This is a genomic window from Blautia sp. Marseille-P2398, assembly GCF_964240315.1.
In the GTDB taxonomy this organism is placed as follows: Bacteria; Bacillota; Clostridia; order Lachnospirales; family Lachnospiraceae; genus Blautia_A; species Blautia_A wexlerae.
The window spans coordinates 14,042-27,921 of the sequence record NZ_CAXSTD010000018.1; the positions used below are offsets into that span (position 1 = coordinate 14,042).

The window sequence follows — 13,880 nt, forward strand, 5'->3', positions numbered from 1 at the left end:
TATAATAAAAGGGTCGTGAATCTGTAAAAGATAAGCGGCCTTTTTCTATAACACAAACTGGACTATAATAGTTATATAAAGGAGAACTAAATGGAAGAACTGAAATTTCTGGAGGAGCAGCAGGTAGCCTCTGAACTGATAAAGAGAGTAGAAGAATTCCGCAGCCAGTATGAGGTGGTACCGGAGACTGCAGGCAGGATTGTGAAACCATCCATTCCATTTTACGGAAAAGACATTCTGGAAATGGCCATTGCCGGACTGCTCAAAGGGGAGAATCTATTACTCACCGGTCCGAAGGCAACAGGAAAAAATATCCTTGCAGAGAACCTGGCATATATTTTCAACCGTCCCGCGTACAATGTTTCTTTTCATGTAAATACTAACAGCGGAGATCTGATTGGCACAGACACTTTCGTGGACAACGAAGTTAAGCTCCGCAAAGGAACTATCTATCAGTGTGCAGAATACGGTGGTTTCGGAATCCTCGACGAGATTAATATGGCAAAGAACGATGCAGTTTCCGTTCTTCATGCAACTTTGGATTATCGCCGTTCCATCGATGTTCCGGGCTATGACAAAATTGATCTTCATCCGGCTGCCCGTTTTATCGGAACCATGAATTACGGTTATGCAGGAACCAAAGAACTCAATGAAGCGCTGGTATCCAGATTTCTGGTCATAGACATGCCGGCTCAGACTGAAGAATCCCTGGAATTTATTTTCCGCCGGATGTTCCCGAATATAAAAGAAAACGCCAGAACACAGTTCATCGGAGTATTCCTGGATCTTCAGCTCAAAGCCACAAACAGTGAAATTTCCACCAAACCTCTGGATCTGCGAGGTCTCCTTGCAGCCATGAAGATTGTAGAAACCGGACTTTCTCCGAGAAAAGCAGTTACTATGGGAGTGGTGAACAAGACCTTTGACATTTTCGAGAAAGAAATCGTAGAGGATATTGTGAAAACCAGAATTCCGGCAGACTGGACAAGGGATGATGTATATGAAAGATGAGAAAATCGTAGAAATCGACGATTATCGTCTGGAACTGGAAAACAGGATCCGCAATCTCCTCTGGACTATCAGCGGGGATTACACGTTAAATATGAAAGTAGACGTTTCCCTGTATCTGCGCTCAAAAGCAATCGCTCTGTATGACGGCATCAAGCAGGGCGCTCTGGCAAAATATTATGACAGAAATCTGCTGGGTTTATATCTGGTAAAAAAAGTTTTCTGCCAGGCAGGAGAGGGAGAACTGACTGCAGTAGCACAGCTATGTGTAGAAGAAGCAATCGGGGACAAAATCTGTCAGGAACGTCCGGGAGTCCGGGAGATGCAGAAGGAAGCATTCGAGGATATCCTGGATCAGGAGTTTGAACGGATGCCCGCATACGGAGATATTCTTGGCCGATTGAAGATTGCCATCCTGCGTGACCGTTTACAGAATGGAAACCATTATGTAGAAGAGCGTCTTCGGGAAATCCGCGACATGGTTTACAAAGCCAGAACAGCTGCAGACACTATAGAATTGATCCGTATTATTGACAGTCTTTACAACACTATCATTGATCCGAATTTTGAGAAAGATCATGGAACACTGGAACAGGTTATGGCAGTCACCCTGGAAGAACTGACAGAATACGACTGGGAAGATTTTCTTACAGAAGAACTTTATGAGGAAGCTCTGGAGAGTTACATCGAACAGATGACAAATAAGATTACGGACATGGAAGACACTGCTGTCACTGAAGAAATGGAAAAACAGCGCCAGACCAAACACAAAATTACAATTCTCACAGAGGAAGAACTTGAGAAAGCATACACCTATGTTGAGTTGAATTTCGGAAAAACTTATCTGACTCCTGCAGAAGAGAAGCGAATGAATTATCTGATGTGTAGGGAACTTCACAGGGACTGCAGCCTTTATTTTACAGAAGGAATTCTTAAGAATCCGGTCAAACGAAACTATCAGTACGAATATGCAGTGCGATTAAAGAATAAGAATATCTGGCTCTACCATGACAAACACAGAATCGTAAAGCAGAACATCGCATCCCTCACAGACCTTTTACGAAAGACACTGGTGCTGAAAAGCGAGACGCAGGAAGTACTGTCAGACAGAGGAACGATCATTCCGTCCAGACTCTGGCGTGTGGGCAGAAGCAGTGAAGCAAATCTGTTTAAAAGAGAATTGAAATCTGATGCATCTGATTTCGTAGTAGATGTGCTGATCGATGCCAGCGGTTCCCAGATGTCCAGGCAGGGAGATGTGGCATTACAGGCTTATATCATCAGTGAAGCATTAAGTAATGTAAACCTGCCTCACCGTGTCATGAGCTTCTGCACATTCTGGGACTATACGATCCTTCACAGATTCCGTGAGTACGATGATCCACAGTCAGCTAATGAAAATATTTTTAATTATGTAACTTCTTCCAATAACAGGGATGGACTTGCCATCAAAACCGCAGGATACGGTCTGCTTCAGAGATCTGAGGAGAAAAAAATCCTCATTGTATTAAGTGATGGAAAACCATATGATGTCATCGTAAACAGACCTCACGCAAAGAACCCGGAACCTTATATGGGAAAATATGCGATCAATGATACTGCTACAGAAGTGCGGCACCTGCGAAACCTTGGAGTAAGTGTTCTGGGAGTCTTTGCAGGGGAAGAAAAGGACCTATCCACAGAAAAAAAGATATTTGGAAAAGATTTCGCATATATCCGGGATATTTCGAATTTTTCCAGAATTGTTGGGAGATACCTGATTAAACAGTTGGATTCAGATGAATAGACTGATAAAACAGGGAAAAAATATGCTGTTTGAGCGTGTTGATATGTTAAGAGATTATCAAGTTAGCACGTTAATATGGTAAAGTGCATAAAAAACCAGTTTTTTCACCTTGCCTTTTTGTATAAATTTCGCTATAATGTTCTATGTTTATAAATCAATACAAAAGGGAGAGGAAATCATGAACGAAAACAAAGAGTTCAAACCGTATATTCCGGCTGACAAGATCACACCTGAATTTACGGTGACATCCATCATCATGGGTGTTATCCTTGCAGTTATCTTCGGTGCAGCCAATGCTTATCTTGGTCTGCGTGTAGGTATGACTGTATCTGCTTCCATTCCGGCAGCAGTTATTTCCATGGGCGTAATTCGCAAGATCATGAAAAAGAACTCCATTCTGGAGAGCAACATGGTCCAGACAATCGGTTCAGCCGGTGAATCACTGGCAGCCGGTGCAATTTTCACAATGCCTGCTCTGTTCCTTTGGGCAGAAGAAGGACTTTGTGAAATGCCGGGTATCGTGGAAATCACATTAATCGCACTTTGCGGTGGTGTTCTTGGTGTACTTTTTATGGTACCACTTCGTAACGCACTGATCGTAAAAGAGCATGCAACACTTCTTTATCCTGAAGGAACTGCCTGCGCAGATGTTCTTCTTGCAGGTGAAGAGGGTGGTGCAAACGCTGCGACAGTATTCTCAGGTATGGGAATCGCAGCGATCTTTAAATTTGTCGTTGACGGTTTAAAGGTAATCCCTGCAGACGTTGCAGTAGCATTTAAAGGATTCAAAGGTGAAATTGGTATGGAATGCTATCCTGCACTTCTCGGTGTTGGATATATCGTAGGACCAAGAATCGCATCCTTTATGTTTGTTGGTTCTCTTATTGGCTGGATGGTGCTGATTCCGGTAATCTGTCTGTTCGGAGCTGATACAGTTATGTATCCCGGAACAGAAACAATTTCTGCTCTTTATGCAGCAGGCGGAGCATCTAAAATCTGGAGTACTTATGTAAAATATATCGGAGCAGGAGCTATCGCAACAGGTGGTATTATTTCTCTGATCAAATCCCTGCCTCTGATCATTGCAACCTTCCGTGATTCCATGAAGAGCATGAAGGGTGGCAAGAATACAAGTACAGAAAGAACTGCACAGGATCTTCCAATGAACGTTATCCTGATCGGTATTGTGGCAATGGTTGCGATCATTTGGCTTGTTCCGGCTATCCCGGTTAACCCGATCGGTGCGCTGATCATCGTAATCTTCGGCTTCTTCTTTGCAACTGTATCTTCCCGTATGGTTGGTCTTGTAGGAAGCTCCAACAACCCTGTATCAGGTATGGCTATCGCTACTCTTCTGATCGCAACAATGGTTATCAAAGCATCCGGCAATACCGGTATCGACGGAATGAAAGCAGCAATTGCGATTGGTTCCGTAATCTGTATCGTAGCAGCGATCGCAGGTGATACTTCACAGGATTTAAAGACAGGTTATCTTCTTGGTGCAACTCCTAAGAAACAGCAGATCGGTGAGCTTATCGGTGTTGTTGCTGCCGGTCTTGCTATCGGTGGAGTTCTTTATCTTCTGAACACTGCATGGGGATACGGAAGTGCAGAAGTACCTGCTCCTCAGGCAACTCTGATGAAGATGATCGTAGAAGGTATCATGGGCGGCAAGCTTCCATGGACACTGGTATTTATCGGTGTATTCCTTGCAATTGGTCTGGAAATCTTAAGAATTCCGGTTATGCCATTTGCTATCGGTCTTTATCTTCCAATCTACCTCAACGCTGCTATCATGATCGGTGGTGTTGTTCGTATGTTCGTTGACGGAAGAAAGAATGTTGATGATAAGAAAAAAGAAGAACAGGCAACAGACGGTACACTTTACTGTGCAGGTATGATCGCAGGTGAAGGTCTTGTAGGTATCCTTCTTGCAATCCTTGCAGTAGTAAACGTAAGCAGTGTATTTGATCTCTCCGGAAGCATTAACCTTGGTAATGCAGGCGGCGTGATCCTGATGTTACTTATGATCTTAAGCCTTCTGAAATTCAGTATCTGGAACAAGAAGAAAGCCTGATCAGGCGGAGATGATAATATTTAAATGAGTAAAAAGAAAAAAGAAATACAGATCAATTATCTGGATCTCATTCCTGAGCGCAGTGCACAGCTTCGCTGGCATACGGATATCAGGGGGAGAATGGTGCTGGAAATAGAGAATAAGGGCGCGTTTAACACGATTGCCCAGAAGCTGTTTGGAAAACCCAGATATACGAAGATACATCTGGATGACAATGGCACATTTATCTGGCCACTCATAGATGGCAGGAAGACAGTGGAAGATATTGCTGCACTGGTAAAAGACGAATTTGGGGAGAAGGCAGAGCCTTTATATCCAAGGATCGTTAAATACTTCCAGATAATGGAGAGTTATCATTTTGTAAATTTTATCAATAAGCCTGAAAAATAAGGTAAGAATAAGAGCGGGAGCAGTCCTTCATGGATTGCTGCCGTTCTTGTAGTTTATGGAAGAATAATTACGGCACAGTGATAAAGCGGTATTTCTGGCTGATATTCATGAAAGCATAAAACAAATATCATTTTTACAGAATACAAGGAGGCAAATGAATGAAGTTAGTAAATGGAAAAAGATCACAGCTTCTGGAATATCTGATGATCATAGCAGGAACCGGATTAATGGCACTGGCGATCAATTCCGTATTTGATGCATCAGGTATGGTAACCGGAGGCTTTTCAGGTATCGCAATCATTATAAAAGCAGGGAGTCAGGGAATCATTGACGGTGGTATCCCTCTCTGGGTAACAAATATGGGTTTGAACATTCCACTGTTTCTGATCGGATGGAAGATTAATGGATTCTCCTTTGTAAAAAAAGCTTTGATAGGAGAAATTGCTCTGTCCACCTGGCTTGCCATAGAACCTGTATGGAATCTTGCTGGCAATGATCTTCTTCTTGCCGCACTTTACGGTGGTGTGATCCAGGGTGTGGGAATTGGTCTTGTCTTTCTGGGCGGTGGAACAACCGGAGGAACCGATATGATGGCAGCTATCATCCAGAAATATCTGCAGCACTATTCAATCGCGCAGATCATGCAGGTTATAGATGCAGGCGTTGTACTGGTGGGTATGTATGTGTTTGGTATCCACAAGGCACTCTATGCGATTATTGCGGTATATCTGGTGACAAAAGTATCTGACGGTTTGATTGAAGGTCTGAAATTCTCAAAAGCTGCCTATATCATTACAGCAAAGCCAAAGGAAATAGCAGATATGATCATGAAAGATCTGGACAGAGGTGTAACAGGCATCAGTGCCAGAGGAATGTACTCAGGACAGGATAAACTGATGCTTTTCTGCGTGGTAAATAAAAAAGAGATCGTAATGCTTAAAGAAAAAGTAGATGAAATTGATCCGGAAGCTTTTGTGATAGTGACAGATGCCAGGGAAGTTCATGGAGAAGGTTTTATTGAAAAAAAGTAATACAAAAAAATATATAAAAAATTGTAAATTTTTTTCTCTTTCCTCTTTCATTTTTGGTAAATATATATTAAAATACAATACAGGTATAAGGTTTTATAGTTAAAACGGAAAATAAACACTATAGGATGAGAAGGGATTGAAATCAGATGATATCGAATCAGGTGCTTCAGAATACTCTTGAAGGGTTAAAAGAAATTTCCAGAACAGAATTTTGTGTACTCGACACAGAAGGCAAAGTGCTTGCAAGTACTTTTGCAGATTTTTCCATTGCAACACAGGATGTACAGGCTTTCGTAGAATCACAGGCCGACAGCCAGCTTGTAAAGGGGTTCCAGTATTTTAAAGTCTGTGATGACTATCAGCTGGAATATATACTGGTTGCCCATGGCGACGATGAAGATACTTATATGGTTGGCAAGCTCGCCGCTTTTCAGATCCAGAATCTGATCGTAGCGTATAAAGAACGCTTTGACAAAGACAGCTTTATCAAGAACCTGCTTCTTGACAACCTGCTTCTTGTTGACATTTATAATCGTGCGAAGAAACTGCACATTGAGGCAGATGTCCGCCGCGTAGTCATGATCCTTGAAATGCCACAGGAGAAAGACCACAGCTCCATGGAAAGCGTGAAGAGCCTTTTCGGCGGTAAAAGTAAAGACTTTATCACAGCAGTAGATGAGAAGAGTATTATCGTAGTCAAGGAACTTGAAGATGGTGAGAATTATCCTGAGATGGATCAGCTTGCACATACTATCCTTGATACTCTTGGAATGGGAAATGACGGTAAGACACATATGGCATACGGTACTATCGTCAATGAACTGAAAGAAGTATCACGTTCCTATAAAGAAGCCCGCATGGCTCTTGATGTAGGTAAGATTTTCTTCGGAGATAAAGAAGTGATCGCATACAGCTCTCTGGGAATCGGACGACTGATCTACCAGCTCCCGATCCCACTCTGTAAGATGTTTATCAAAGAAATCTTCGGCGGCAAATCCCCGGATGACTTTGACGAAGAGACTCTGGTTACAATTGATAAGTTCTTCGAGAACAGCCTCAATGTTTCAGAGACATCCAGACAGCTTTACATCCATAGAAACACTCTGGTCTACCGCCTCGATAAACTCCAGAAGAGTACAGGCCTTGATCTCCGCGTTTTTGAAGATGCCATTACATTCAAGATCGCACTCATGGTAGTACGTTACATGAAATATATGGAAACACTGGAATATTGATATATTATAATAGAAGGAAAATTTTCAATGCCTGCCACAGCTTTAATTGCTGCCGCAGGCATTTTGACCTTTACAAATCCAGCCTTGCAGTGTATAGTTAGAAATCGAGATTGCAATTGATAAGGTATGCAATATCCCGAGACATGCAAGTCAAAATTTTGTTGCCGCAGGCAATTTGTAATGAATGTTGGCTACGTTACTGTGAATATTCTATGAATCCTCAAAAATCTCTTGCAATCCCCAAAAACATACATTACAATAATGTTACAAATTCATTAATCCATTGGAGGAGAAATTTATGATAGATCTTACAGATGTAAGCAAATCCTATGGTCCCGGACTTCCGGCAGTGAACCATGCGAACTTACATATAGATAAAGGTGAATTCGTCTTTGTAGTAGGAAACAGCGGTTCAGGAAAAACAACCCTGATCAAACTTCTTATGAAAGAACTGGATTCCACATCCGGCCAGATCATCGTAAGCGGTGAACGTCTGGAAGGAATGAAACACAGAAGAGTAGCCAAATACCGCCGTAAGCTGGGCGTAGTATTTCAGGACTTCCGTCTTCTGAAAGACAGAAATGTATATGAGAACGTAGCGTTTGCCCAGAGAGTAGTCAACCGTCCCACAAGAGTAATCCGTAAACGTGTTCCGGAGGTACTTCAGGAAGTTGGACTTGCTGTCAAATACAAATCCTTCCCGGATGAACTTTCCGGTGGAGAACAGCAGAGAGTTGCATTGGCAAGGGCGTTGGTCAACCGTCCGGATATCCTTCTGGCAGACGAGCCTACAGGAAACCTGGATCCGAAGACTTCCGAAGAAATCATGAAGCTTCTCGAACAGATCAACGACAGAGGAACCACAGTCCTTGTTGTAACACACAACAAAGAGATCGTAAATGCAATGAAGAAACGTGTAGTTACTATGCATGAAGGTTCCATAATAAGTGACGAGAAAGAGGGAGAATATCATGAGGCCTAGCACAATATGGTATACCCTGAAACAGGGTATCAAGAACATTAAGAGAAACTGGATGTTTTCCCTGGCATCTATCATTACCATGGCTGCCTGTATTTTTTTGTTTGGCATTTTCTTTTCTATCGTGAATAACGTAAACAATGTTGCTCATAAAGTAGAGCAGGAAGTCCCGATCACAGTATTCTTTGATAAAGGAACAACGAACAAACAGATCAAGGCAATCGGTAAGAAAATTAAGGAACGCCCGGAAGTAGAGAAAATTGAATTCACATCCGCTGATGAGGCATGGGAAGAATTTAAAGAGACATATTTCCAGGGATCTGAAGCGGCAGACGGATTTAAAGATGACAATCCGCTTGCAAACCAGGCAAACTACAGTGTATACATGAACGATATCACGAAACAGTCAGAGCTGGTTTCTTATATAGAAGGGCTGAAACATGTACGTCTGGTAAATCAGTCCGAGGAAGCAGCCAAGACACTGGGAAATGTCAATAAACTGGTTTCCTATGTTTCCATTGCAATCATAGCATTATTACTTATCATTTCTATTTTCCTGATCAGCAATACAGTATCTGTCGGTATTGCAGTTCGTAAGGAAGAAATCGGAATCATGAAGTACATAGGAGCGACCGATGCATTTGTAAGAGCTCCATTCCTTCTGGAAGGCATTGTGCTGGGAGTTATCGGTGCTGCTATACCGTTGGTCGGACTTTATTTCTGCTATAATGCAGCGGTATCCTATATTCTGAACAAATTTAATGTGCTGACCGGTGTGGTTGATTTTATCCCGGTATGGCAGATTTACCAGACATTGCTTCCTATAGGACTGGCACTTGGAATCGGAATCGGACTGATCGGAAGTTTCTTTACAACAAGAAAGCATTTAAGAGTATAATAAAAAGCAGATAAGCATGAAGCTGCCGGAACAATGATATCATATCATAAACCGGCGGCTTTTTTTACAGGAGTGTAGATATGAAAAATAAAGAATTTTGGAAAGGTGCAGTAGCAGGAGCACTGGTTGTGACGTGCATCGGTACAGGTGTTTTTGCAGGAACAGGTCTTGCAGCAAAAGGAACAGCTCTTGGTGATCGCAAGTGTACATCAAAGCTGGCATATCTTGAAGAGCTGATCGACAGATACTATCTGGGAGATAAGGATGAAGAAAAGCTTCAGGAAGGGCTTTATGCAGGTCTTCTCTATGGACTGGATGATCCTTATTCCAGATATTATACAGCAGAGGAATACGATTCTGAGAATTCTTCCAATGAGGGAAGCTATGTGGGAATCGGCATTCTTATGGAGAAGAACAAAGAAGGTGGAGTAAAGATTGTTGAATGCTATGAGGGCGGTCCCGGAGAAAAAGCAGGACTGGAGGAAGGGGACATCATCAGTGCCATTGACGGGGAAGATATCACAGAGGATGAAGTATCTGATGTTGCAGACATTGTACGCAATTCAGATAAAGACAGTGTGGTGCTTACTGTTCACAGAGAAGGTGAAGAAGATGCCATGGAAATCACAGTCCCTGTTACAGATGTGGAATTACCGTCTGTTTTCCATGAAATGCTGGATTCTAAAATCGGCTACATCCGCATTACACAGTTTACAGGCGTTACCGGCGAACAGTATCAGGAGGCTTTTGATGACCTGCAAAAACAGGGAATGGAGAAAATGATCGTGGATCTCCGCGATAATCCGGGTGGACTTCTTGATTCTGTCTGTGATGTCCTGCGGAAAATCCTTCCGGAAGGACTGATCGTTTACACCGAAGATAAGGACGGAAACAGAGAAGAGGAAAAATGTGATGGCAAAAACGAACTCCGGATTCCGCTTGCAGTCCTGGTAAATGAAAGCAGCGCCAGTGCATCAGAGATTTTTGCCGGTGCAGTGCAGGATTATGGTATTGGAACGATCGTCGGAACAACCACTTTCGGAAAAGGCGTGGTACAATCCATCCGCCAGCTCTCAGACGGAAGCGCCATTAAACTGACTGTTGCCAATTACTACACTCCAAAAGGAAACAACATCAACAAAACAGGAATCAAACCTGATATAGAGGTTTCTCTGGATACCCGTCTGCTGAATAAGAATAAAGACGAGATTACTCATGAGGAGGATAATCAGCTGCAGGAAGCGATTAAGGCAGTTGAGAAGGAAAAGTAGTTGTTTGGCTGATAGTTTGATGTTATACTGTATATATCTGTATTTATAATAGAAGCATTTTTATTATAGATGAAAAGCCCATTACTGAGCAGGCAGCGGATTTTGCTTCGTAACTGAAAAAATAGTCAAGCGGATATTCGCAATTGAAGCAGGGGACTTACTTGATTCGGTTAAACAGTTAATGGGCAGAAAGTGAAAAATATCAGAAAAAAGAGGGCGACAACATGAGCGAATATGTGATCACCACCGACAACAATTCAGATCTTCCGGAGAAATATCTCAAAGACCATGGAGTAGGCTGCATGTATCTCAGTTATTCCATGGATGGAAAAAATTATACGCATGGAAATTTCCTTCCGGAGCATGAATTTTATGAGGCAATGAGAAACGGTTCCATGCCAACCACAGCACAGGTAAATCCTGAAAATGCAAAAGCACTGCTGGAGCCTTACCTGAAAGAAGGAAAAGATATTCTTCATATTGCATTTTCCTCTGCTTTAAGCGGTACATACAATAGCAGCCGTATCGCAGCAGAGGAACTGATGGAGGAATATCCGGACCGCAAGATCATCGTGGTAGATTCTCTTGGCGCTTCCCTTGGTCAGGGGCTTCTGGTTTACCTTGCACAGGAGAAGAAAGAGCAGGGAGAAGATCTGGAGACAGTTGCGAAATGGGCAGAAGAGAACAGGCTTCATATGGTACACCTTTTTACAGTCAACGATTTAAATCACCTATACCGCGGAGGCCGCATTTCCAGAACTACTGCAGTAGTAGGAAGCATGCTGAATATTAAACCGGTCCTTCATGTAGACAACGACGGAAAACTCACTGCCATCGGAAAAGTCCGCGGCCGTAAAAAATCCCTTCAGGAGCTGGTAAAGCTTATGGATGAGAAAATCGGCAGCTATCATGACACCTGCCATACCATCTTTATCAGTCATGGCGACTGCGAAGAAGATGCAAATTATGTGGCAGAGAAAGTAAAAGAAAAATACCAGATCAACACGATTATCATGAATCAGGTAGGAGCCACCATCGGCGCTCACTCAGGTCCGGGAACAATGGCGTTGTTCTTTGTGGGAGATGAAAGATAAATTAGCCTTTTGTGAAATGGTTTCATGGTATCATTATCCTGCGGGAAGATAAATGATACTGTGGAACCATTTTTGATATTACAGGAGAATTTTATGAAATTATTAAAAAAAGCATTCGCATTCACATTTATATTTATGCTGAGCGTTTCAGGACTGACAGGATATCAGGTAAACGCCTCAGAGGAGCCAAAACATCTGGATATCCTGTTCACCCATGATCTGCATTCCCATTTGAACAGCTTTCAAACGATTGTAGACGGGACACAGCAGGAGACCGGCGGGTTTGCCCGGCTGAAAACATTGATCAATGAGCACGAGAAAGAGAATACAGATACACTCATATTGGATGGCGGAGACTTCTCCATGGGAACTCTGATACAGACTGTATATGACACTGAGGCCGCCGAACTGCGGATGCTTGGATATCTGGGCTGTGATGTGACAACTCTGGGAAATCATGAATTTGATTACGGCTCCGATGGTCTGGCAGATATGCTGAACGCCGCAGTCAGTTCAGGCGAAAACCTTCCCAGGATGGTTGTGTGTAATGTGGACTGGGATGCAATGAAAAAAGCCGGCCTCAGTGAAGGACAGAAACAGATTTATGAAGCATTTCAGACATATGGAGTAAAAGACTATACGGTAATTCAAAAAGGTGATGTAAAGATTGCAGTACTGGGTGTTTTCGGCAAGGATTCTCTGGATTGCGCTCCTACCTGCGAGCTTCTTTTCAAAGACCCGTCAGAAGCAGCCAGAGAAACAGTAGAGGAAATAAAAAAGAACGAAGATGTAGACATGATCGCCTGTGTATCACACAGCGGAACATGGGAGGACGAAAAAGTATCAGAGGACGAAATCCTTGCAAAGAATGTTCCGGACATTGATCTGATCGTCAGCGGACATACCCACACACAGTTGGCAGAACCAATCCTGCAGGGAGATACCTGCATCGTATCCTGTGGAGAATATGGGAAAAACCTGGGAACACTTTCCATGACTCAGAAAGAGAATGGACGGTGGGAAACGGATACCTATGAGCTTGTTCCGGTTACGGATGAAATCAAAGCAGATGAAGCCACACAGAAGAAAATAGATGAATTGTCAGATACTGTTGACACCAATTATCTTTCCAATTTTGGTTACACCAGAGAGGAAATTCTGGCAGAGAATGACATTGAATTTAACAGCCTCAGTGAGATGGAAACAAAGCATGAGGAGTTAAATCTGGGAGATATCATATCAGATGCTTATGTATATGCAGTAGAGAATACAGGAGACTCTGACGGAGAAAAAGTAGATGTTGCAATCGTACCTGCCGGAACTGTAAGAGATACTTATACAAAAGGCGATATAACAGTGGAGCAGGTATATAATTCCTTCTCACTGGGAACAGGAAAGGACGGACTTGCAGGTTATCCTCTGATCAGTACATATTTAACGGGAAAAGAACTGAAAACAGTGGCAGAGGTAGATGCCTCAATTTCAGATTTTATGACAATAGCCAGATTATATTGCAGTGGAATGAATTTCACCTATAATCCCCACCGCATGATCTTAAATAAAGTAACAGACTGTTATCTGACAGGCAAGGACGGGGAAAGGGAAGAAATACAGGACGATAAATTGTATCATGTTGTCACCGACCTGTACACTGGCCGTATGCTTGGCTCTGTTCTGGACAAATCCTATGGTCTGATATCCATCGTCCCCAAAGATAAAAACGACAATCCCATAGAGAATCTGGAAGATTATGCAGTCATGGATGGAAAAAAAGAACTGAAAGCCTGGGCTGCAATTGCAGAGTATATGCAATCCTTTGAAGACACAGACAAAGACGGAATTGCAAATGTGCCGGAATATTATGATACAACACACGAAAGAAAAGTTGCAGACAACAGCAAAAACATCATAAATCTGATAAAACATCCGAATAAATTTGCCGTAGCGATTGTCGGGATCTGTATTGTGACTGTTGGGGTGATTCTGCTGTTGATCTTTGGGGTTGTAAAGATTATCAGAAGAAGGAGATAGTATTTTACTATAAACATAGCCACACATGTGATTGCAAAAGGCTTCCGGGATGCATATGATATTGCTGTATATAGTTATAC

The 13,880-nt window shown here is 42.5% G+C and carries 11 protein-coding genes; all 11 read left to right on the forward strand.

Annotated features, from left to right (window positions below):
• Window positions 1-90: 90 nt before the first annotated feature.
• The 11 genes from ACESZG_RS16600 to ACESZG_RS16650 all read left to right on the forward strand — a co-directional run bounded on the left by ACESZG_RS16600 (window position 91) and on the right by ACESZG_RS16650 (window position 13,800).
• Window positions 91-1,011 (forward strand): AAA family ATPase, encoded by a 921-nt coding sequence (locus ACESZG_RS16600; RefSeq protein WP_022380146.1) that lies wholly within the window; start codon window positions 91-93, stop codon window positions 1,009-1,011.
• Entirely contained in the window at window positions 1,001-2,794 is a 1,794-nt protein-coding gene (locus ACESZG_RS16605; protein WP_008707352.1) for a hypothetical protein, read from the forward strand. The genes ACESZG_RS16600 and ACESZG_RS16605 overlap by 11 nt, the downstream gene beginning before the upstream one ends.
• Before the next feature lie 178 nt (window positions 2,795-2,972).
• The gene (locus tag ACESZG_RS16610) at window positions 2,973-4,871 is read left to right on the forward strand and encodes an OPT family oligopeptide transporter (RefSeq protein ID WP_008707353.1); all 1,899 of its coding nucleotides are present in this window, start codon (window positions 2,973-2,975) and stop codon (window positions 4,869-4,871) included.
• A gap of 24 nt (window positions 4,872-4,895) precedes the next feature.
• Window positions 4,896-5,261 carry a PqqD family protein gene (locus tag ACESZG_RS16615; RefSeq protein WP_022380147.1) on the forward strand — a complete coding sequence of 122 codons (366 nt, stop codon included), beginning with the start codon at window positions 4,896-4,898 and terminating at the stop codon, window positions 5,259-5,261.
• A 158-nt stretch (window positions 5,262-5,419) separates the two neighbouring features.
• Entirely contained in the window at window positions 5,420-6,292 is an 873-nt protein-coding gene (locus tag ACESZG_RS16620; protein ID WP_008707356.1) for a YitT family protein, read from the forward strand.
• Window positions 6,293-6,438: 146 nt separating this feature from the next.
• Entirely contained in the window at window positions 6,439-7,527 is a 1,089-nt protein-coding gene (locus ACESZG_RS16625) for a CdaR family transcriptional regulator (protein ID WP_008707357.1), read from the forward strand.
• A gap of 298 nt (window positions 7,528-7,825) precedes the next feature.
• Complete coding sequence (gene ftsE / locus ACESZG_RS16630) at window positions 7,826-8,509, forward strand: cell division ATP-binding protein FtsE (RefSeq protein WP_173681481.1); 684 nt, start codon at window positions 7,826-7,828, stop codon at window positions 8,507-8,509.
• A complete protein-coding gene (ftsX, locus tag ACESZG_RS16635) occupies window positions 8,499-9,404 on the forward strand; it encodes a permease-like cell division protein FtsX (protein ID WP_025579695.1) in 906 nt (301 codons plus the stop codon). Before ftsE ends, ftsX begins: the two co-directional genes overlap by 11 nt.
• Before the next feature lie 80 nt (window positions 9,405-9,484).
• The gene (locus ACESZG_RS16640; protein ID WP_055150371.1) at window positions 9,485-10,675 is read left to right on the forward strand and encodes a S41 family peptidase; all 1,191 of its coding nucleotides are present in this window, start codon (window positions 9,485-9,487) and stop codon (window positions 10,673-10,675) included.
• A 224-nt stretch (window positions 10,676-10,899) separates the two neighbouring features.
• Entirely contained in the window at window positions 10,900-11,769 is an 870-nt protein-coding gene (locus tag ACESZG_RS16645) for a DegV family protein (protein ID WP_055150368.1), read from the forward strand.
• Window positions 11,770-11,862: 93 nt separating this feature from the next.
• Window positions 11,863-13,800, forward strand: coding sequence for a bifunctional UDP-sugar hydrolase/5'-nucleotidase (locus tag ACESZG_RS16650; RefSeq protein WP_330607487.1), 1,938 nt, complete (start codon window positions 11,863-11,865; stop codon window positions 13,798-13,800).
• Window positions 13,801-13,880 lie beyond the last annotated feature (80 nt).

Bases quoted from the DNA above. Each gene is read 5' to 3' on its own strand.
- ACESZG_RS16600 (WP_022380146.1), top strand. From the start codon at position 91: ATGGAAGAACTGAAATTTCTGGAGGAGCAGCAGGTAGCCTCTGAACTG.
- ACESZG_RS16605 (WP_008707352.1), top strand. From the start codon at position 1,001: ATGAAAGATGAGAAAATCGTAGAAATCGACGATTATCGTCTGGAACTG.
- ACESZG_RS16610 (WP_008707353.1), top strand. From the start codon at position 2,973: ATGAACGAAAACAAAGAGTTCAAACCGTATATTCCGGCTGACAAGATC.
- ACESZG_RS16615 (WP_022380147.1), top strand. From the start codon at position 4,896: ATGAGTAAAAAGAAAAAAGAAATACAGATCAATTATCTGGATCTCATT.
- ACESZG_RS16620 (WP_008707356.1), top strand. From the start codon at position 5,420: ATGAAGTTAGTAAATGGAAAAAGATCACAGCTTCTGGAATATCTGATG.
- ACESZG_RS16625 (WP_008707357.1), top strand. From the start codon at position 6,439: ATGATATCGAATCAGGTGCTTCAGAATACTCTTGAAGGGTTAAAAGAA.
- ftsE (WP_173681481.1), top strand. From the start codon at position 7,826: ATGATAGATCTTACAGATGTAAGCAAATCCTATGGTCCCGGACTTCCG.
- ftsX (WP_025579695.1), top strand. From the start codon at position 8,499: ATGAGGCCTAGCACAATATGGTATACCCTGAAACAGGGTATCAAGAAC.
- ACESZG_RS16640 (WP_055150371.1), top strand. From the start codon at position 9,485: ATGAAAAATAAAGAATTTTGGAAAGGTGCAGTAGCAGGAGCACTGGTT.
- ACESZG_RS16645 (WP_055150368.1), top strand. From the start codon at position 10,900: ATGAGCGAATATGTGATCACCACCGACAACAATTCAGATCTTCCGGAG.
- ACESZG_RS16650 (WP_330607487.1), top strand. From the start codon at position 11,863: ATGAAATTATTAAAAAAAGCATTCGCATTCACATTTATATTTATGCTG.